This is a genomic window from Stieleria neptunia, assembly GCF_007754155.1.
GTDB lineage: Bacteria > Planctomycetota > Planctomycetia > Pirellulales > Pirellulaceae > Stieleria > Stieleria neptunia.
The window spans coordinates 1,909,170-1,933,966 of the sequence record NZ_CP037423.1; the positions used below are offsets into that span (position 1 = coordinate 1,909,170).

At 61.4% G+C, this 24,797-nt stretch carries 1 protein-coding gene (only partly in view); it reads left to right on the forward strand.

Going from position 1 to position 24,797, the window contains the following annotated elements:
- Positions 1-24,797: the 5' portion of a CARDB domain-containing protein gene (locus Enr13x_RS06675; RefSeq protein WP_145385288.1), read on the forward strand. Its footprint extends 15,802 nt past the window's final position; the window shows 24,797 of its 40,599 coding nt (coding positions 1-24,797); it begins with the start codon at positions 1-3; its stop codon lies off the right edge, out of view.

The following is a 24,797-nucleotide window of genomic DNA, read 5'->3' on the forward strand; positions in this document are numbered from 1 at the left end:
ATGGCACGGAAAAAGGATCGGCCGCAGACGCGGCAGGGGTTGGGACACCAATGGCGCAACCGCCGTCGCAACAAGGCGGCACGGTTGGCCCGCAAGCGAATCAGCCAGCGGTTGATTCCGTCACCGTTTGAAAAACTCGAAGACCGTCATCTGCTGGCGACCGTCCAGTGGGACGGCGGCGGCGACGGCACCCGTTGGCACGATCCCTTGAATTGGGACAGCGACGCGTTGCCGACCGCTTTCGACGACGTCACGATTGAATCGTTTTCGAATGATCTGATCGTGCGAATCGACGCCGACACCGCCGTCACGTCGATCCTCTCCAACGAACCACTGCATCTGGTCGGAGCGGAACTGAAGACCACGTCGCTGGTCGTCGATGAACTGATCGTCGAAGACGCCACGCTGCGTCCATCTGACGGTTCTTTGCTTTCGGCAACCATCGCCGATCGCCTGACCATCGACTCGGCCGCCAGCCAATTTCTTATCGTGGGCAACCTGCACGTCCGAGGTGATCTGCTGCTGCGGTCTGCGTTGACGCTGCTCGCCGACGGAACCGATGCCAACCTGCGGGTCGACGGCGATGTGAATCTGGACCAGGCGAGTCTGACCGCCAGCGCCGGAGGCGTGATCTCCATGCCATCGGTCGAGCATTATCGACACCAATCGACCGCGAACAATCAAACACGACAATTCACCGCCACCGGCAGCGGCAGCCGAATTGAACTCGGCGGCCTGCGCACACTGACCGGCGCGACGCACTACAACTCCGGCACGATCGTTCAAGTTGCCGACGGAGGCGTGATCGACCTGTCGAACGTTCAGACCGTCGTCGATCCGGTCGAAGGTGACACCCGCCGCCGATCGTTTTCCTTCGTCGCCAGCGATGCCGGCAGCCAGATCGATTTGTCCGCCCTGACGACGGTGACCGACCAGAACGCGGACCAACGAACGAGTTTCTCCGCAACCGCCGGCGCGTCGATCCACATCGCATCCCTGACCGACGCCCGAGGTGCACAATTCCAGCGTGACGGTTCGGGAAGTCTGGCGGTGGAGCAGTTGCAAACGATGGTCGATTCGCGATTGATCGTGCGCGGAAACAATACCACGCTGTCGCAACTTGCATCGGCCGATCGATCCGAGTTTGACGTCGCCGGTGCGCAGCTCGCTTTGCCGTTGATTGACCGCCTGCGTGACGGAGCGATCGCCGTCGACAGCGGCGGCGTCTTTGCCGCACCAGGGTTGACCAACATCGACGGAACCGACTTACAAGTTCGCGGTGGAGCGACACTTTCTCTACCCGGCGTCACCGGCTATCGACACCTCGGCGACGCTTCCTCCATCGATCGCACCTGGTCGGCAAGCGGCGCGGATTCGCGTCTCGAACTGCCCAATTTGTCGTCGATCATCGGCGGCTGGGGGTACAACAACGATCACGTGATTCAAGCCGACGACGGCGCCGTGATCGCACTTCCGGCGGTCCAACAGTTTGTCGACGAGCCCCACGGTGACCTGAACTTTCGCTCCTTCGAAATCACCGCGTCGGGGGCCAACAGTCGCATCGAACTGGACGCATTGATTTCGATCATCGATCGCAACGGCAGCGGCCCCGGACAGCATTCGAGGATCGACGCCAGCAGCGGCGGTGAGATCATCGCACCGAAGCTCGCGCATTTGCTCGGCACCGAAGCCACCGTCGATTCTCCCGGCGACATCGATGTCGCAAACCTGGTGGGGATCGAAGACAGTGCCATCACGATCGCTGCCCGCCCGAGCGACTTTGACGCCTTGCAAACCATTACCGGCACTCGGCTCGCCGTGTCTCAAACCGACGCGCGGCTGAACCAGATCACGCGGTTTGAACACAACACGCTGGTCACCGATTCCGCCGCCACGGTCGCAATGCCCTACGTCGCCAGCATCGATGGTTCCAGTCTCCAAGCTTACGGCGGAACCCGAATCGCGTTTCCGCAAATTGAATCTTACGATCTGGCAACGACGCAAATCAGTTCGATTCGATCTTGGGTCGCCGAGGGGCCGGGCAGCCACATCGACCTTTCTGGTTTACGCTGGATCCGCGGCGGGACGCAGTCGGGCACGGGGCTGGATGTCGAAGCGGTGCTGGGCGGATCGGTGGACTTGCAGAACGTTGTGCAAATCGTCGATCCGACCGATGGAAACACCAGTGGCCGTCGCTTTTCGTTCATCGCCGATGGTGCCCATTCAAACATTCAACTCGACGCGCTCGTCGGCGTGATCGATCGCAACGGAAACGTCCTGTCCACGCTGACGGAATCGGCGGGCGGGCAAATCGATGCACCCGCGCTTTCGACGTTGATCAACACGACCGTCGCGACGGAATCGAGCGGTCAGCCGTCTGGCGCGAGCCTGCGGGCCGCTGCATCCGACGAGGTCCCGCAGACGCCCCCTCCCGAATCCATTCCCTCTGCCCAAACCATTGCTTGGGTCGGCGGCGACGGAAACTGGGGCGATCCCGCCAACTGGGACGCCGGCGTCGTGCCCGGCATCTTCGATGACGTCGAACTGTCGGTTACCGGCGTCACCGTCACGATCACCGGCGACCCCGTCGTTCGCAGCATCCATGGCCCTGGCGGATTGGACATCGTCGGTGGATCTTTGACCGTCGCCGCCGCATCGACATTGACCGGAACGTTCAACTTGTCCGACGGCGGCACGCTGGTCGTCCATGGTCCCAATGCGTCATTGTCCGTCGATGGCCCGCAATCGATCGACGGAGGCAACTTGCGGGTCGACGATGGTGCCGAGCTGGTGTTCAAACACGTGGCCAGTTATCACCACGACGCGGCGGCCAATAACGTCCAGCGAAACTGGATCGTCCAAGGCGGCGGCCGCTTGGTGTTCGAATCCTTGCAGTCGATCCACGGAGGAACCCACTACGGCAACCGTCTGAGTATCGAAGCCCGTTCCGGCGGTCACATCGATCTCGGTGCCGTCACGCAAATTGTCGACGGGGCCGACGGGAACACGGCGCGACGCGGTGTGACGATTCAGGCTCAAGACGCCGGCAGTTCGATCGATTTGCGGTCCCTCGCGTCCTTTCAAGATCACGCCACGGTTGCCGACGACGCACAGTCCTATTCCGAACTCATCGCCCGCGACGGCGGCGCCGTCAGGCTCGATTCCCTGACCACGCTCGATGGCGTTGCCGTTGTCGTCGACGCCACCAGTGAAGTGCCGCTTGAGACGGTTTCCAGCTTCGATCAGGGGCGATTGCATGTGACCGATCGATCCGTCGCTTTGCCTGGACTGACATCGGCAAACGAAACCGTCTTGATCGCCGACAACGGTTTCATCGACAGCGACGCACTGACGACCTTGACCCGTGGCGGACTGGAATTGCGGTCCGGCGGCCGGATCAACACGACGCTGCTTGAGACGATCGATGGGGCCAGCATCCACGTCGCCGATGGGATCACGCTGTCGCTGCCCTTGGTGACATCCTATTCACACGCCTCCACCGACAATGACCAGACACGAGCGTTGGTCGCATCCGGTCGGGGCAGTCGCCTGGAATTCCCCAATCTGACACAGATCGAAGGCGGCACGCACTTTCGATCCTCGTTGTCGATCGCAGCCCGCGACGGCGGCGCGATCGACTTGTCAGGCGTCCTGGAAATCTCCGAACCCGACACCGGAAACACGTCCGGCCGCGGCGTTCACGTTTCCGCCGACGGGCCCGACAGCGAGATCGAGTTGTCTTCGCTGACGACCTTCACCGACATCGGCGAGTCGCCGGTTTCTCACGCTGTCGCCAGTGGGCATTCTTCGTTGACCGCTACCCGTGGCGGAACCATCGCGGAACCCGCGTTGTCGACAATCACCGGTGTGCAGATCGTAGCCGACGCCGGAAGCGATTTTTCGTTTGAATCGATCGTCGCTGCAACGAACAGCCTTTTCCAGGTCGCTGGCAACGGGACACTACCATTCACCGCACTCGTTTCCGCCGTCGGCACAGCAATTCAGATCGACGGACATGCCGCATCGTTTCCCGTCTTGACGGATCTTTCCGCCGGATCGCTTTCCCTCCAGGGCGGCGGAACCGCCGACGTGCCGCGGCTTTCGGGCATCGATTCGGCAACTTTGGTCGTCAGCGATGGCGTCACACTTTCGTTGCCCGCGGTCACGTCGATCAAGCACCAAACGACGGCGCCGAATCAAATCGCAGTCTTGCGTGCCGAAGGGTTCGGCAGCCGGCTCGATCTAGCCGCAGTCACGTCGATCGAAAACGGTGACGACTACAATTCACGCGTTTTCATCGAAGCGTTGTCTGGCGCCATTGTTGATCTGTCCGGGGTGCAGACGATCGAAGACCCCGACGTCGGAAACGCATCCCAGCGGCGGATCGAACTGCTCAGCGAAGGCGTCGACAGTCGGATCGATCTGGCCAACCTGCGATCGTTCCTCGATCATTCCTCCGGCACGCTGACCGGTTCGAATCGTTTTTCCAGCGTGCATTCGCGTTACGGAGGAACCGTCGATCTGGGCAGCAACGATGCGTCGGGCACATCACTCGGCGGAGTCCACGTGACGGCCGGAGATTCAGGAAGCCTGCTCGGCAAGTTCACACTCCAGTCGGATTCGGTTCTCACCGGCAACGGCCTCGTGCAAGCGGACATCGTTGTCGGCGGCATCGTTGAACCCGAAGGAAAACTGACCGTGGAGGGTTCGTTGTCGCTGATCAGCGGCGGGCAACTGAGCTTCGACGTCGGCGGATTGGTTCCGATCGAGCAGCATGACGTCTTGAACGTCAGCGGGGACGTCACGCTCGACGGCATCATCCGAACCAACCGCGTCAACAACTATGATCCGCAACCCGGTGACAGCTACGTCGTGATGACGTACGCATCACGCAGCGGTTCACCCGGTTACGCGGGGCTCGACTTCGGCAGCCAAATCCTTTCGCCGGAATTGTCGCCGAGCACGCTGGAATTGGTGACCGGGTTTTCCAGCGGCGCCTCGGTCGTCTCGATCACTCCGTCACGCGGTGCGGTCGATCCCGATGGACCGTTTTTCGTCATCGAATTCAGTGAACCGATGGAGCGCGATTCATTGTCCGCCGACGACATCATACTCGTCGGACCAAACGACACCTCGATCGTGATCGAATCCATTTTGCCGGTGGACGATTCAACCGATCGATTCATGGTCCGCCCGGTGATGGACCAATACACCGACGGCGACTACTCGCTGACGATCGGGCCGAACGTGCTCGATTGGGTCGGCAACCCGATGAACCAAGACGGAGACGAAATCAACGGGGAACTCGATGACGACCGATGGTTCGGCAGCTTTCCTTGGGCGCTGCCGGATCTGATCCTGGTCGGCGGCGTCTTGCCGACCCCCACAACCGGGTTCGACTTCGGCGATGAAGTCCCCTTGTTGCTCGACATCAAGAACGTGGGTGCCGCGGCTGCCGGCGGTGGTTCCTGGACTGATCGCATCTACCTTTCCACCGACAACGTTCTCGACGCCGACGATCTGCCACTGCACGAATCGGTTCACGATGCAACGCTCGCGGCCGGCGGTGAATACACGAACCAGATCAACGTTTCGCTGCCGCTGGCCCAGTCGCTGCAGACGGGCACCTATTACCTGATCGCGTCGATCGATGACGGGAATCAGATTCACGAGACCGACGAAGCCAACGCGTTCGTTTCGGCGCCGCTGCAGTTGACGGTGCCGCCGCTGGTCGACCTGCTGCCGATCTCGGTCAGCGGTCCATCGACCGGTCAACCCAGGACGCCGAGTGTGTTCACCTGGACCGCGGTCAATCAAGGCGACGCGGCGACGCCCGATCGCTGGTTCGACCGAATCTACTTGCAATCGGTCGCGGCCCCGGAAATTTCACACCTGGTCGGCGGCGTCTTTCAAGCCGACCCCGTCGCGCCGGGCGAGAGTTATCTGTCGATGATGACGGTCGACTTGCCGGAGCTGCAGGACGGCGACTATCGAATCCTGATCGCGACCGACGACACCGATCGATTGTTCGAGGGGCCTTATGAGTCGAACAATACATTGATCGGCGGGACGATCCGGATCGATCATCCCGACGTCGTCGTCCAAAACATGACGCTGCAGGCGGCGGCCAATTCCGGGCAAACCCTTCCGCTCAGCTTTGAATTCGTCAATCAAGGCACCGGCGTCGCTTCGGCGTGGCAACAACGCATCTATCTGTCCGACGATCTTTCGGTTTCCGCCGACGATCGTCTGATCGACGAATTTGAAATCACTCAACCGCTCGATCCCCAACAAGCTCGCGGGCTGACGCGTGATCTGGTGATGCCGATCGATGTCCAAGGTGCAAAGTACCTGTTGGTCGTCACCGATGCGTTGGGCCAATTGGGGGAACGCACCGCCGGGGAAGCGAATAACCTGGAGGCCGCATCGATCGAATTGACGCTGTCGCCTTACGCGGATCTGACCGTGACCAACGTGAGCGCGCCGACGCAGTTGATCGGCGACCCCTCGCAACTGACCGTCGACTGGACCGTTGCCAACCTCGGCACCGGCCCCGGACTGACCGATCAGTGGTCCGATGCGATCGTGCTCAGCCGCAACGCGATTGTCGGCGACGATGATGACCTGGTGATCGCGACGTTTGGCCATTCGGGAGGATTGGAAGCCGGCAGTTCCTACGCGCGCAGCGAAACGATCGCCTTGCCGCCCGAGATCAGCGGTCGGTTCAGGTTGTGGGTGCGCAGTGATTTCGGCGACAACGTGTTCGAAAACGGCAACGAATCGAACAACGATGCCGAGCACGCTGGTTCCATCGACGTCATGCCGGCGGCCTTCGCCGATCTGGTCGTCACGAACATCGACGTGCCGCAGCCCGTCAACGCCGGATCCGTCGCCAGCGTCACCTGGACGGTCGACAACGCGGGGATCGGAATCACCAACCGTGGCGATTGGTACGACCTGGTCTACTTGGCCAAGGACGCCGCCGGGACAGAGCCGATCGAAGGCAGCGAAGTTCGGTTCCAGCACTTCGGGCAAATTGCAGCCGGCGGCAGCTATACCCGGACCGGCCATTTCATCGTGCCCGAAGGATTGTCCGGTGATCATTTTGTCATTGTCCACGCGGCGAACGACGGCGGCCCCTTCGAATTCATCTTCGATAACAACAATCGCGCGGCCAGTGGGGCCTTTCCAATCACGTTGTTGCCGTCACCTGATTTGATCGTCGACGAAGTCGTGGCACCCCGCGTGGCCGAAGAGGGGACGCTGTTGGATGTCAGCTGGACGGTCAGCAATGACGGAATCGGTTCCGCATCGGGTGGTTGGATCGATCGGGTTTACCTGCAATCGGCCGGCGATCCGGATGGGCCGATCATCCAGTTGGGAACGTTTCCATTCGTCGATCCCCTCACGCCCGGAAAAAGCTACACACGCCACGAGTCGATTCGCATTCCGATCCAGTCCACGGGCGTCTTCAATCTGATTGTCCGCACCAACTTTCAAGCGTTGCTTTACGAGGGCGACGCAGTCGTCAACAACACCGCGTCGGTTCCGATCACCGTCAACGTACGTCTGCGAGCCGACTTGCAAGTCGATTCGATCACCATCCCCGAGCGGCTCACCGCCGGCGCAACGTTGTCTCCGCAATTCACGGTGGTCAACCAAGGTGCCGTCGGCACGGCCGGCAACACCTGGGTTGATCGTATCTACCTGTCACTCGATACGGTGGTCGACCAGGCGGACATCTTGATCGGAGAGCTCGTCAACGGTTCGGCGCTGGCGGCAGGCGAGCGTTACAGCAGCGACGCCGGCAGCGTGGTCATCCCGATCCGCTATCGCGGCGACGTCTACGTGATCGTGCAAACCGACGCGACGGACATTATTGCCGAATGGCCCAACAACCAGAACAACACCACCTACCAGTCGATCTTCATCGAACCCGAACCGCTGGCCGATCTGGTGGTCAGCGATGTGATCACGCCCAGTCAAGTCGTTGCGGGGGCCGAGATTCCCGTCCGATACACCGTGACCAATTTGGGTAGCGGCGCGACCCATGGTGACACCTGGACGGAAAACGTCTGGCTGACGCGTGACAAGAATCGGCCGCATCCCGGACAAGGCGATCTGCTGTTGCAGACAACCACCCATGTCGGATCGTTGGATCGATCAGCCGGATATGAAACGTCAACCACGATACGAATCCCACGGCAACTTGAATCGGGCACCTGGTACGTGACGCCCTGGGTCGACCCGTTGGACGCAATCCCCGAAGACACGTTGGCGGCGAACAACAATCCCGACGACCCGAACAACATTGACAACAACAATTACAAGGCTCGCGCGATCCAGGTGCTCGGGGCGCAACCCGATCTGATCGTCAGCGAGATCGTTGCACCGGCGGTGGCGGGCGGTGGTGAGTCCGTCACGATCAGCTGGACCGTCGACAACCGTGGGCTGGCCGATGCCGACACGGGAGCTTGGCTGGACCGCGTCTACTTGAGCGACCATGCCGATCCCAAGGCCGAAGGCGCCCGGACGTTGTTGCTGGCGGAAAAGAAACGTGACCTGCCTCTCGCCAAGGGCGCATCTTACACCACGTCGGTCGACGTCGACCTTTCGCCCGCCGCCAGTGGCCAATACATCGTTGTCATCACCGATGACGATTTGCCGCCGCAGCCGTCGATCGACCTTTCCGGTTTCTTCCCCGGCGCGTCGACGGCGACCGAGTCGTTGGTCCCGGTCGAAGAGGTCGATGAAACGAACAACGTCACCGCGGTGGCGACCAACATCCATGCCGCCGCGGCCAACTTGAAAGTGGTCGGGTTCGACTTGCCGGCCGATGCCAAGTCCGGCGAAGAAGTGACGTTCAGCTACACCGTCGAAAACATCGGCCAGCATCCCGTCTGGAGCGGCACGACGTACTGGAAAGATTTTTTGTGGCTTTCGCCCGACACCAGCTTCATTCGCGAGCGGGCGTCGTACTTGGGTGCGTCGATTCACGCGCCCGCCGAAACGATCGATCCGGGCGACCAATACACCGTCAGTTTTACCACGACACTGCCCGAAGGCACCGGCGGTGATTACTCGTTGTGGGTTCACTTGAACGCAAACAACGATCGGTCCCCGCTGTTGTTCCCCTATCAATCGCGTTTGCTGTTGACCGATTGGTATCCGGCCGTCGAAGGTGACAACGAGGTTTGGAATTCGCATTTCCGACGTTGGGCGTTCGAAGATCCCAGTGACAACCTCGCCCGCGCCGATTTGCCGATCCGGTACGAAGAAGCCGATCTGGCGATCACCGATCTTCAATTCCCCGCGGCCGCAACCGCTGGCGAAGCGGTCGAACTGGTTTACACGGTCCAGAACACGGGTTCCCGAGAAACACGCGTGGATTCCTGGTCCGATCGTGTGTTTCTGTCCCGGGACGCGTCGCTGGATAATTTCGACACGCAACTCGCATCGACCTCGCACCTCGGTTCGCTGGATCCGGGGGAGTCCTACACCGGACGCCTGTCGGTTCAAATCCCCGCGGGCATTGAGGGCGATTTTCATCTGCTGCTGTTCACCGATTCAGCCGCCATGCAAGACCGCTCGGGACGACCGAGTGACATCGGGTTCCGACGGGTCGGGATCGAATTCGAACTACCCGGCGTGCTCGCACCGTGGGATCTGGCGTCGTCGGCCGCCCGCGAATCGGCACGCGGTGAAGTCGCGGAGTATCAGCTGGAAGGCAACAACATCGCCGTGCGAGGATTGTCGGTCGGCTTGTCCGATCTGCCAGATTTGCAGGTCTCGATGATCACCGCACCCGAGCGTGCTGATCGCGGACAAGAAATCGACGTCACCTACACCGTCACCAACCATGGCGGCGGCACGGTCGGCGGTCAAAGCGACTGGATCGACTTGATCTACCTTTCACGCGACAGCTTCTTGGATCTGGCCAGCGACATCTACCTGGGATCATCGGAGCACCAAGGGGGTTTGGCGGCCGCCGCGTCCTACCAGAACAGCACGTCCGTTTCGTTGCCGGCTGGACTGACTGGTCCCTATTACGTGTTCGTGATCAGTGATCCCGATCGGTTCGGTCCGACCGGCGACGTCTTCGAAGGCCCAAACGAACGCAACAATGCCGCCGCCCCGGCGACGCCGATGGTCATCGAACTGCCCGATCCGGCGGACTTGCAAGTCACCGACATCGTCGTCCCGCATGATGTCACCGCCGGCGAACCGACGCAGATCGAATGGACGGTGACCAACACGAGCAACGTGACGATTTCGGGGCGTTGGTCGGACCGTTTGTTTTTCAGCAGCGATGCGACCTGGGACATCAACGATGCGGCGGCCGGACGCGTCGAGTTCCGTGGCACGCTGGCCCCCGGAGAACACTACACCTCGATCGTCGAAGTCATCACGCCACCGTTGACGCCGGGCAGCTATCGAGCCATCGTGCGGCCCGACATCTTTGATCAAGTCTACGAGGACGTCGGCGAAAGCAACAACCAGACCGCGTCGGCATCGACGATGCAACTGACCGCGCCGTCGTTGACCTTGGACGTTCCGCTGGGGACGACGCTGGGTACCGGCGGGCAAAAACTGTTCGCCGTCGACGTGCCGGCTGATCGCACGTTGCGGGTCACGATCATCGCCGCAGACGACTCGAGCTATGAAGTTTTTCTACGACACAACCAGTCTCCGACGGGAGGCTCCTTTGACGCCAACTCCGGCGGCGCCCTGACCGACACGCCGGCCGCGATCATCCCTGCGACCGCAGCGGGAACCTATTACGTGCTGGTGCGTGGGTTCGCGACCGAAAGCGATGACTCGGGCGTGGAGATTCTGGCGGAGTTGTTGCCGCTGGCGATCACCGACATTCAAACCGACATCGGCGGCGATTCCGGTTTTGTGACGACGACGATTTCCGGCGCCAGGTTTCATCCCGATGCGATCGTCAAACTGGTCCGACCCGGTTTTGCCGAAATCATTCCCGCCGGACAGAACTATGTTTCGCCGTCGCAGTTGATCGTCACGTTTGATTTGCAGGACGCGCCGCACGGACTCTATGACGTCCAAGTCATCAACCCCGGCGGCGATGTGGCTGTGGTGCCGTATCGATTCCAAGTCGAACGCACGATCGAGCCCGAGGTGACCGTCGGCATCGGCGGTCCACGTTACGTCTTGGCCGGTGACAACGGCACCTATGGCGTCTCGCTGCAAAACACGGGAAACGTCGACGCGCCCTACGTGTTTTACAACGTCGGCATTCCCGAACTGGGCATCAATCAAAACGTCTACAACCTGCCCTACAACCACTTCACGTCCAACCTGCGCGGCGGTCCCGAAGGTTCGCTTGCCGATCTACCCTGGGCCGAACTCGATTCGGCGGTCAACACCGACGGGCATCTGACCGCCAGCGGGTATCTGTTCGATCATCCCGCCGACGGCTTCGCCGGATTCACCTTTCAAGTCCAAACCTATCCGGGCTTGCGCGAATTGCATGACCACGCGTGGGACGCGTTCAAGGAGAAAATCTACGACGCGATTCCCGAATATGCGGCGAGTGATTTCTTGGCCGAGGGGCCGTCCTCGCTCGACAAAATCTCGCCCGGTCTGGCACTGGTCTGGGAAGCTTTCGGCGCCGTACCGGACTTGTTGATCCAGCCGTTGATCCCATTCCAATTCCATGTCGTCGTGTCGGCCACCACGATGACCCGCGACGAGTTCTTACAACACGCACTCGGCGAAGCGGATTTGCTGCGTCAGGGGATTTTGGACGACGACGACGCCGATGCGGCGCTGGTTCATTTGGCCGGTGACCCACAAGCCTGGCAATCGTTGTATATCAGCTATTTGACCGAAAGCGGACGTCTGCGCGCCGTCGACGCGATCCCGCCGACCCGCCGCGATCAGGAATTGGCCAGCTTGATGGCGACCCTTGCCGGCGGCGTGTTGACCGGTCCCGGAGGCGACCAGATCATCGCCAGCGGAGATCTGACGCAGTTTTTTGACAACGTGCGGCGATGGTACGGGCATGACGCGTCGCTGAAGGCGCCCGCCGAACCGGATCAAGTCAACTTCAACTCGGATTCGCTTTCCTTTTTGGGCATCTTGCAAAGTCCCAACCCGGTCGCGGCGCTGCCGACCTTGGACGCCTATGACTTGATGCTCGACGCCAACACGCACTTTCAAACGATGCGTGTCTACGTGCCTTGGGTTCCATTCGCCAATCGCGGCGCGGGGATTCCGGCAGAGTATCAGATCACGGGGATCACGCCCAACGACGAAGACGTTTTCTTTCCGCTCAATCTGCAAGGCTACTACGAACAATCCGACGCCCATTCGGGAACCGTCTCACAGACCGGACCGTTCACGCTGGAAACCGGTGGATATGTCCCCGCGGGCGAATCGCTGCCGTTCACGGTCAACTTTCAAAACGATCCGAACACGACGCGTGACGCCAACGAGGTGCGCGTCGTCGTGCCACTGGACCAGGCCGTCGATCCCCGCAGCTTTCGACTCGGCGACATCCAGATCGGTGACATCACGATTCGAATCCCGGGCGGTCGCTCGTTGTACCAGGGTGATTTTGATTTCAGCGACACGCTCGGTTTCAACGTGCGGGTCAGCGGCGGAGTCGACATCAAGTCGAATGCGGCGACCTGGTTGATCCAGGCAATCGATCCGCTGACCGGCGAAGTGCGTGCCGATCCCGACGGAGGATTGCTGCCGCCCAATAACGCCCGCGGTCAAGGCGCGGGGTTCGTTTCCTACAGTGTCCGGTTGTCCGATTCGGCCGAAACCGGCGACGTCATGACGGCGCGGGCACGCGTGGTCCTGGACAACGCCCCGCCGGAAGACGCTGACGATCTGGCGTACCAGATCGATGCGGTCGCGCCGACCAGTCACGTCGACGTCACACCACTGAACGACCAAAACGATTTTGTGGTCCGCTGGGACGTTACCGATGACGTCGGCGGCAGCGGGTTCAAGCATGTCAGCTTGTACGTGGCCGAAGACGGCGGCGACTTCAAGCTTTGGAAACGGCAACTGCAGACCGCCGGCGGCGAGGAGGTGTGGATCGGCCGCGTCGGCACGAGCTACGAATTCCTGGCCCTGGCCAGCGACCGCGCCGGCAACCGGGAAACGCCGCCATCGGGAGCGACCGCCGATGACGATGGTTCGACCACGTCGCTGGGCGTCTTGCCCGCCGTGGAAGAAACGACGCGACCGAATTTTGGGCAACCCGCCGAGCCATCGTCCACGCCATCGATCAACCCGCTGTTCGCATCGGCCGAACGACAGATTCCGGCCAGTCAGGTTTCGCCCAGTCAGGTTGCGGCGCAAACGCAACGCGTCGACCCCGCGGCCTTTGACGTGGTCCTGCAACCGTTCACGGCCGCTCGTTTCGCCGACGGGTTTGATCTGGCGGTTGGTGCCGCGGCGTCCGCGGGGATCGGCCCGATGGCGATCGCTGAAACACCCGACGGAGACATCTTGGTCAGCGGCGGTCCGGCCCGGAACCAACTCTATCGCTTCACCCCCGATGGCGGAACAGTCGGCGGCGTGTGGGCCGAACTGGATCATCCGATCTTCAATTTGATCTTTGACCCGGCCGGACGACTTTGGGCCACCACCGGCGGCGGTCCACTGCTGGAACTTGACCCCAGCGACGGCGGTTTGCTGGCCGAACACGGCGACGGGCTGACGATGGGACTGGCCGTCGATCCGGCAACCGGTGACATCCTGGTCGGATCACGCTACGGCGTCGAGCGATTTGATCCGGCCGGCGGGACGTTCTCCCGATTCAGTCGAGATCAAAACCTGCGTGTGGGAAGTCTGGCCTTTGCCGACGACGGGACGCTTTACGGTGTGCAGTGGCCCGAGCGAAATGCCGTCCTGGAATTCTCGCCGACCGGTCGCGCCGAAACGCTGCTGTCGTTCACGACGCCGATCGATTCGTTGGCGCTTGGGCAAAGCGACTCGCCACTTGCCGGCCTGTTGTTTGTCTCGCACAACTCCGGCGCTGCACACGCCGGCAGCGAACTGACGATGGTCGACGTCGCCACCCTGCGGCGTGTCGCGCTGGCCGGCGGCGGCACCCGCGGCGATGTCATCGTGACGACGCGGGACGGTCGCGTGTTGGTCAGCCAAACCGACGCGGTCGATGTGCTCAGCCCGATCGCCGTCCCCGAAATCATCGCCACCCATCCCGCCCCGCAAACGGTCGTCGCCCTGCCGTTGGGCTTGGTCCGCGTGACGTTTAGCGAAGACATGTTCACGGGCTTGGGGACGGAGCAACATTCCGTCTTGAACCCCGGCAACTACGCGATTCGCAGCGATGGTAGCGATCACCCGGAAATCACCGAAGTCCGCTACGATGCGGCGTCGCGGACGGCGTCTCTGTTTGCCCAAGGATTCTCGGTCGGCGACCACACGTTGTACGTCGGCGAAGGCATCGAAAGCATCGGCGGTTTCTCGCTTGCCGCGGGCTATGAAATCCACTTCACCACGATCAGCGATTTCTCGACCAACGTCGACATCGAACTGTCCGGCACGCGACTGGATCGACAGTCTCAATCGATCACTTATGAAGTCGTGATCACCAACCGTGGCGATCATGACCTGATTCTGCCGGTCGGATTGGTGCTTTCTGCGGACGGACAAAACACCGGCGCATCGTCTGGCGAAGCCGTGCCTGGACAAACCGCGACGCCGTCGACCGATGCAGGCTGGGTCTTTGATCTAGCCGCCAACGTTCCCGATGGCGTTCGGCTGCGACCGGGGGAATCGACCACGGCCAAAACGATTCGCTGGTTGGCACCGGCAGAAATCACCGCGGACTTCATCCCCAGTTTCCTTGCCAGCGCGGCGCCGAACCTGCGTCCCGATTTTGATTCCACACCGCCGGAACACGTCGTCGCAGGAAGCATCTATCGATACGACGCCCGGGCCAGTGATCCGGATTCCAACTCGGTCGCGTATCGGTTGCATGAAGCGCCTGATGGGATGCGAGTCGACCCGGACAGCGGAGTCATCGATTGGCAAACCGATCCCGAGACTGCCGAACAAAACCGCGTCGTCTTGTACGCCTTCGACTCACGCGGCGGCTTCACGTCCCAAACGTGGACGATCACGGTGGATGGCGGCAACCAGGCACCGGAGTTCCTCTTGCCGCCGGCCGACGCCTCGATGACGGAAAACGAAACGCTGGTCGTTCAGGTCAACGTACTCGACCGCGACGACGCGGCGATCGATGTATGGGCCGACAACCTTCCACCGGGTGCGTTCTTCGACGCTTCGCAAAGGACGTTGCGTTGGTCGCCCGGCGAACACGCGGCGGGGATCTACCGCGACCTGACGCTGCTCGCCAGCGACGGCGTCAACACGACCCGGCACACCTTTGACCTGGTCGTCGCCGATGCGGATCGACCGCCACGGATCGACTCGCCGCAGCCCTTCACGCTCCGTCAAGGTGACCAGTGGACCTATCGTGTTTCGGCAAGCGATCCCGACGGCGACGCACTGATGTTTACCAGCGATGACCTGCCCGCCGGCGCGACGCTGGACGCCGATACCGGAACGTTGCGCTGGACCATCGGATTCGATCAGGCGGGAATCCAAACGATTCCGATCACCGTCACCGCGGGCGACCAAACCACCAGCGACCAGATCATCGTCGACGTGCTCAATGCTAACGGAGCGCCGGTGTTCGATTCGATGCACGGCTGGTCTGTCGACGAAGGGCAAACGTTAGCCATTCAAGTGTTCGCCTTCGATCCCGACCATCCCCAGTTTCGATTGCCGGTCCGCACCGATGACGGCATGTTGGATCCGCCGGGTCTGGTTTCACCGGTGGAGTATCGTGTGGTCGGATTACCCGACGGGGCGTCGTTTGATCCCGAAACCGCGACACTGACGTGGACGCCGAATCACGAACAGGCGGGCGATTACACGGTTCGCTTCGAAGCAACCGATGACGGCGACGGCACCGGTGATCCCGTCACGATTCATTCCCAGGTTCCAATCGCCGTCCGCGATGTCAACCAGCGACCGCGGATCGACCCGATCGAAAACCTTGTCCTTTCGCGCGGCGACATCATCGACCTTCCCGTCGGCGTGATTGACCCGGACGGTGACGCGATCACGCTGACCGCAGCCAGCGGGTTGCCGGGATTGCCGCTGCCGGACTTTGTCTCGTTCAGCGACAACGGCAACGGTAGCGGGTTCTTTCATTTCACACCCGGAACCGCCGACCGGGGCAACTACACGCTGTCGATCATCGCCGGCGACGACGGCAACGGTCACGGTCGCGGTCGGATCGAAACGACGCAATACGATTTTGTCGTGACGATCCAATCCGCCAACGATCCGCCACAACTTTCACCGGTTCCATCGATGGTGGTCTTGGCCGGTGACTTGCTGCGGCTGCCGCTGGCGACCACCGACATCGATCAAGAACCGTTGCACTACACGCTGAGCGGATTGCCCGCGGACGCTCGGATCGTCGACGCAGCCTCTTACGGCCAAGCGTTGTTGAACTGGGATCCCACGTCGACCGACATCGGCACCTACGACGTCACCGTCACGGTTACCGATTCGGGAAACAGCGGCGTGGCAGAGACGCTCTCGTCATCGCACCGCTTCGTGATCGAAGTCCGCGATCACAACGCCACTCCGGTCTTGGATCCGATTGCCGATGCGGTCACCGCGGAAGGCGAACCGCTGACGATTGAATTCACGGCGAACGATCTTGATGGCGACTCGATCTGGTACACCTCACCCAACCTGCCCGCCGGTGCGACCCTGGATCCGATCGGCGGCGTGTTGGCGTGGACGCCCTCGTTCGAAGATTCCGGATCGTACGCCATCGACATCGTTGCGACCGACGGATCGGCATCCGACACCCGATCGTTTTCCATCGAGGTCGCGCCCGTCAACCGCGCCCCGCGACTCGCCTTTCCCACGCCGCAATTCGCCCGTGAAGGCGTTTGGATGGAATTTCGAATCACGGGGGACGATTTCGATGGTGGACCGCTGACGTTGACCGCCGACGGTGTGCCCGATGGAGCCTTGTTCGATCCCGGCAGCGGCTTGTTCCGCTGGCAACCGACGTTCGACCAGGCCGGCATCCACGGCGTTGTCTTTACCCTGACCGATTCGGAAAACGCATCCGATTCGATCCGCGTCCCGATCGTCGTGGACAATGTCAACCGGGCGCCGACGATCGAAAGCCGGCACCATCAAGTGCTTGTCGGCGAGTTGCTTGATTTCCATGTGTCCGCGTCCGACCCCGATGCCGATGACACGCTGACGTACTCCGCCTACGGTTTGCCCGAGGGCGCCACCTTGGATGCGTCTTCTGGTCGGATCACGTGGATCCCCAACCCGGGCCAACTCGGCAGCTACGTAATCGACGTCCGGGCGAGCGACGGACTGGCCGAAACCCAACACAGCCTGGTGATCGAATCGGTCGCGACGCCGCGCTTGCCCGAGGTCCGGATTGTCACCACGCCCAGCTACCCCGCGCTGCCGGGCCAATCGATCCGCGTCGATGTGATCGCCGACGGGGTTGCACCGATTGATTCGTTATCACTGGCCTACGAAGGCAGCGAAGTCGCGCTGGACGAACAAGGTCGCGCGGAAATCATCGCCGGCGGGCCAGGTAAATCGTCGTTGGTTGCCAGGGCGATCGACGCCGACGGCCTTGTCGCAACCGTCACCGAAACGGTGCGAGTTCGAACGGCCACGGACAAGGACGCCCCCCGAGTCGCGTTGTCGCTGGATGGTTTCCAAATCACCGAGCCGACCGAATTGATCGCCGCAATCCACGACGTCAACCTGGATCAGTGGACGCTGGAAATCGCGGACCACCGATCGGGCCAATTCCGAACGCTGGCAAGTGGTCAGACGACCGGCGACGAGTTGCCGCTGGTCACACTCGACCCGGCCTCGCTGGCCAACGGCTTTTATACGATTCGCTTATCCGCCACCGACATCAGCGGGCGCAGGTCGCAAACATCACTGGACGTCGAAATCAACTCGGACTCGAAAACCGATGCCTTCGTCCGAACCGACGTTGACGCGGAAATCGCCGTCGGTGACCAAACGTTTCAGATCACGCGTCAGTATGATTCGCTCCGCGAGTCTTGGCGTTTCACGTTCCAAAACATCGCCCTGCAAGCCTCCACCGAAGCGTCTGACGCGTCGTCGGATCACATCTACTCGGCACTGTCCAGCGGCGATCGCGTCTATTTGAGTCTTCCCGATGGACGCCGCGTCGGGTTCACCTTTGAACCGGAACCCGTTCAGCCATTCCCTGGCAACGATTCCCTGCTCTTTTACCAACCGCGTTGGATCGCCGATGCCGGTGTCGACTACGAACTGCGATCCAGCGATCGTTTCTTGGTCCGCGGCGGAGAACGTTTCTACGACCAAGCCACCGGTCTGCCCTACCATCCCGGTAATGCGATTTCAGCCGATTACGCCTACCAACTCGCCCATCCCGATGGCAGGATCGATTGGATCGACGCAGCGGGCAGGATCACGCGTCAGCAATGGCCCGGCGGCGAAGTCTTGCAGATCAGCGACAGCGGCATTTCGCTTCCTACGGGCGAGTTTCTTGCGATCGTTCACAACGCCAATGGCCAAATCGCATCGCTCCGCACGCCGACGATGGATCTGCGCTATCGCTACGACGACGCCGGGCGACTGGTCGAAGTCGCGTCCACGTTCGCGTCTGACGTCACACAATCGTTGCACCGCTATGGCTATGAATCCGCAACCGGCGAAACGCTGGCGGTCGCAGTCGGCGTCGGTGGAAACCATCGCGCCTACCCCGGCGACGAACCGCTGACGGCGGATCTCGGACGCGCCGCTGATTTTGCCACAGCGTCCATCATCGGCGAACTCGACGCCGGCCAGACCGATCAATACGCCTTTACCATCGACGATGCCCAGCTGCGCAGCACCGATCAACACGTCGTTTGGGTGCGTGCGGTCATCGAACGTTACCGCAGTCCCTTCATCGCCGACACGCCACGTCTCGCCGGACTCGATCCGATCGCCCGCAGCGTCGACGGCGATCGGACGGTCGCGTTGTTTGCGATTCAGCGTGCCGATCAATATTTGTTGAGCGTTGCGGGGGCATCCATCGATGACGCGGGACGCTATCGGTTGTCGTTGGATGTGGTGGGCGACATCAATCGCGATGGCATCGTCGATGGGATCGACAGCGCATTGCTGGCGGATTCCATTGGAACGTTCATCGGCGATCGAACCTACGACGCGGCCGCCGATTTTAATTCCGACGGCGCGATCACGACCGCCGACTGGCAACTGCTCGCTGCAAATTTTGGGTTCACGTCGGACTTCACGGCGATCGCATGGGACGACCGCTTTGTCACCACCGCCGACTTTCCAACCTACGCGCCGCCACCGGTCGACCGTTCGCAGCCACCGATCGATCCGCCCGTTGATCCCTCGACCGGCGACGACACCCGGATCACGCCCGCGCCCGAAGCGCCGCCGACAGTCGATCCACCGACCTTCACGCCGACTTCGTTGGCGCCGTCGGTCGGCGCGACCTTTTCCATTCGCGACGGATCGTTCGATTCGGGCGGCGATGCTTGGACGACGACCGGAAACGTCGATTTTGACAACGACGTCGCGGAACTTTCGGAATCCCCGACGGAGCGAACGTCACTTCGTCAAACGTTCTACGTTCCCGACGACGCCTCGATTCTGCGGCTGACCGTTTCCAACCTGATACTCTCGGCGGCCCCCAACCGCGCACCCGATGCGTTGGAAGTTGCGTTGCTCGATGCCAACACCTTTGCCCCACTGGTCGGCGTGATTCCGCTGGGGCAAAGCGATGCACTGCTCAATTTTGCCGCCGACGGGACCTACCGCAGCGCATCGGGCGTGATCGTCGGCGACGCCCGCTCCCAAGATCCCTCACAAGATTTGGCCGGCGTTTTCACGGACGACAAACTGCTGGTGCAGATCGACATCAGTGCGGTCCCGACGGGAACCCTGGCCGTGTTGTCGATCGATCTACTTGGGTTTGCCCAGCCAAACAGTCTCGCTCGAATCGATGACGTGTTCCTGGTTTCCGGGGGGCTGCGAGCGCCCGTCGCCCGAACCGACTTGGCGACGACCGAAGAAGACGTGCCGATTAACCTGGACCTACTGGCCAATGATTCCGATCACGAATCGTTGTTGAATCACACATCGTTGACCATCGTGACGGCGCCCGAGCACGGACAGGTGTTCGTCAGCCCTCAATCGGGCATCGTGACCTACTCGCCCGATCCCGACTATTCCGGCAACGACTCCTTCACCTACACCGTCAAGGACGTCGATGGCTACGTTTCCAACGAAGCCTTCGTCGGCATCAACGTGACGCCGATCACCGACACGCCTTGGTTGATCGTCAACACCGCCAGGGGCGATCAAGACACACCGCTGCCGTTGCAGATCGATGCGATGGCAACCGATGTCGATGACAGTGGAAACGTCACGGTCACGATCGCTTCCTTGCCGCAAGGCGCAACGCTCAATCAAGGCGTCCGCATCGCCGACGGGCACTATCGACTCGGTCTGGAAGATCTGAACGGACTGCAATTGATGCCTTCGGCCGGGTGGAGCGGGCAGGCGATGCTGGACGTCAGCATCACCGCCACCGACCAATCCGCCGATCCCGTTTCCGCCGAAGATCAACTGCGGCTGGACGTCGGCAGCGTCTTCGTCAACCCGATGTCGATCAGCGGGTTCGAAGTCAATGCTGGCGAAGTCCAACGGTCACGACTGCACACCCTCTCGGTGACCTTCAACCAAGACGCCTGGATCGCCGACGCCTCGGCAGACATTTTTATCTCCGACACCGAAGGCGACGAAATCAGAATCCCGGCCGACAACTTTTCCTACGACCCAAACTCGCTCACGCTGACGATCGACGTCGACGGGCTGATTCACCACGACGATCAATACTATCTGATGCTCCGCAATGCCGGCATCGCCAGCAACGCGAACCGCTTGCAGACGATGGCCAGCGGACCAGAATTCGGTAGCGAGTTTTTGCCGCTTCCGTTTTTCAGCCTGCTCGGCGATGTCAACGGGAACAACGAAGTCGATGTGGATGATTGGCGGGACATCCGACTCAGCCTGAATACCTACGCTGATTCACCTTACTATCTTCGCCATCGCGACCTGACCGGTGAAGGGATCATCGATCGGCATGATTTTGTCGCCTGGCGAAACCGACTGGGGTTCACGACCGATCAAGACCCGCCGCAGATCCTGGCCGGCGTCACGCTGCCGAACAACCGCTTGCCGCTGGTCAACGCTTTTCAAACCGATGCGGACTTGTCGCTGGTCGTCGATGATGTCAGCGAAGTGGCTTCGTTGACGGTCTCCGTCGATGGTTCCCAGACTGTCGAACTCGTCGAACGATTGTCTTCCGACGACGCGCTGCGGTTGCCATTGACGGAGTTGTTCGCCATCGCCGGCCAGACACTCGCGCCGGTCGATCATACGCTGACCTTCGTCGCAGCCGATCGGTTCGGCAATCTGTCCGATCCCGTGGACGTCGAATTCTCGATCGATGAAACCGCACCGGCGAGCCCCGCAACCCCGGTTTTACTGGACGCCGAAGGGAACGTCACCTCAACGCTGGCCGTTGCGGACCCCCAGGTCGTCCTTCGCTCGATCGGCGAGACCGGTAGCATCGTTCGGTTGTACCGCGACGGCCGTGAAGTCGGCTTGGGAATCGCGGCAAGCCCCGTCGACTTCCCGCTCAACCTGGGCTCGCTCGGCGACGGAATGTACACCTTCACCGCCACCGCGGAAGACCCGGCGGGCAACCGAAGTGCGGCCTCTCAATCGCTTTCGGTCACCATCGACACCACCGCTCCGCTGATCGAGTCGCTGCAGTTGGATCCCAACAGCGACACCGGAACGCTGGGTGATCAGACGACCGAACGCGATTCCGTTTCGCTGATCGGCACGACCGAACCCGGTGCCGTTGTCTCGATCGCCGGCATTTCACAAACGATGACTGCCGATGCGGTCGGCGAATTTCAACTCGACGGCATCCCGCTGCGTTTCGGCCCCAATCGGTTGACCGTCACCGCCGCCGATGCCCTGGGGAACGAACGAACGCGCAGCATCAATGTGTTTCGCCCACGTTTGGAATCCAACCCGCCGACGATCGCTTTCAGATTGGCCGACGACACCGGACGTTACCAAACCGACGCCGTCACGTCCTCTGCGTCGATCAGTGGCGCACTCAGTGACGATTCGAACGTGACAGGGTTGTTCTTGACGGTCGTCTCAACGTCCGACGAAGACTTCAAGCAACAAACCGTCGGATCGATTGATGTTTCCGCGGCGATCACCGGCGATACGTTTCATCTGACCGCGGCCGCAATCGAACACGCCATCGGAACGGAACTCGACGACGGCAACGTCACCTTCACCTTGATCGCGGTCGACCAATACGACAACGCATCCCAAGCCGAATCGATCTCGTTTGTCCTTGATCGTTCGGCACCCGACGTCCCGCCGGAACTGCGGCTCTCATCCGACAGCGACCACGGCCGCGACTCAACCGATCGGATCACTCGTTCCACCTCGCTGGTTGTGGCGCTGGATATGCCCGAACTGGCGAACGTCGCGTTTTTTGTCGATGGGAATCCGCATGCCGAATTCCGGTTGCCCCAGGGCGTCGGCGAAGTCACGTTGGCGGGAGTACCCGAAGGGAGCCACTTGATCACCGCGTCGGTGACCGACGTTGCCGGAAACACCAGTGCCGTGGGTGCCGCACTCGATGTCACCATCGACGCGACGCCGCCGGACGCGATCATCGCCGAGCTTCAATTGCCGCCGCTGGACTCGGACGCCGGCGTGATCTCGGGTTCGACGGAAGCCCATGCAACGGTGCGTGTCTATCGCGGGTTGGACTCACAAACCGCCATCGCGGAAACGATCGCCGCGGGTGACGGCGGTTTCCAGATCGACGACGTTCGTTTTGCCGATGGCGTCAACCGATTTCGAATCGTTGCCGAAGACATCGCCGGCAACGCGATCGAAACCAACGTCACGGCGCGATACGACGCCCCCGATCTTTCTCCGCCCGAAATCCGAGTGGCTTTGGACCGCGACACGGGAGTTTCCGACAGCGATCGATTGACCAACGATCCGGCAGTTTCTGGAACCGTGGATGACGCAAGTCAGATCGCAAGCTTCCAAATCAGCGTCGGCGACGGCCCGTTTGTCAATTCGCTCGGTTCTCTTCGCGACAACGCGTTCACGCTCTCACGCAGCATTCTGGAGACGATCGCGGGGCATCGGCTGGGCGACGGTGATGTGCGAGTTCGGATGCGGGCGACCGACGTGCTCGGGCATGCTTCGGAACTCGCCGAGTTGACGTTTCGGCTGGACACCATACGGCCCGACGTCCCGGTTCCACTCGTCCTCGACGCCGCCAGCGATTCGGGAACCCCTGGCGACGGCATCACCAACCGCGACACGTTGACCTTCATCACCGGTGTGACGGCAACGGATGCAGAAGTCGTTCTGTATGCCGACGGAGAAGTCGTCGACCGGGCTGATGCCGCCGAATCGATCTCGCTCAGCACCCGCAGCCTGCCGGGACGGCATCGTTATGTCGCCCAGTCGGTCGACGCCGCCGGGAACGTCAGTCCCTTCACCGCGGCCCGCTTCATCACCTTTGACGACAGCTTTATCGCACCCACGATCGGACTGGATGAAACCCAGCGACGCGATGACTTGGGTGGCCCGTTGCACACCGCCTCGTCCATCGTTTCACTGGTCGGCCGCGCCGAACCGGGAACTCGGTTGCAGATCCAGGGGACACCAAACTTCGCCGACACCGATGATTTCGGGTACTTCACGATCAATGATGTCCGTCTGGATGCCGGCGCCAACCCGCTCGCTGTGACGGCAACCGACGTCGCGGGTAATGTTCAATCCGTCGAAATCGACTTGGTGTTTGTCGACGCCGACGGGCCTGCGTTCGACGTGAACCTGGTCAACGATACCGGACGCAGCGACACCGATCGACGCACCCAAGATCCGACGATCGCCGGCACACTCCGCGACGCCTCGGCGATTGCAACGCTCTTCGGATCGTTGAACGGATCGCCGCCGGTCGACATCACGACCGCACTGGTCGAAGACGCCTTGACGATCGACTTGGCCACCCTGCAGTCCATTCTCGGCCAGACCGTCGCTGACGGACGCCATCTATTGTCACTGTCGGCAACCGATGCGTCCGGAAACGAATCCTCCACCGAGTTTCAGTTCGACCTGGATCGCCAAGGCCCACCGCTGCAGACCCTGCCGGACCTGATGACATCCAGCGATCTCGGTCACAGCGATCAAGATAATTTGACGTCGGAAACCGAGCCCGTGGTGCGGGTGTTTGCCCAGCGCGGAGCGTTGGTCAAGTTCTACGTGGATGAAACCCTGGTCGGTGAAGTGTTTTCGACCGGCGTCGCACAGTACACGCTGCCGTCACTCGACAGCGGGACGTACAACGTCACCACCACCATCGAAGACGCTGCGGGAAACGTCGCCGGCCCGTCAGAGCCACTGGTGTTGACGATCGATTCGACCCCACCCTCGGACGTCACGCTGGAGTTGATGCCGCTGCACCAAAGCAGCGTGCGGGCGAATCACACGACCGATGCCCAAGTCACCTTGATCGGAACCGCCGAACCCGGTAGCCGAATCACGATGACCGGGCAACGGGAAACGCCGATCGCCGATGCCACCGGCACGTT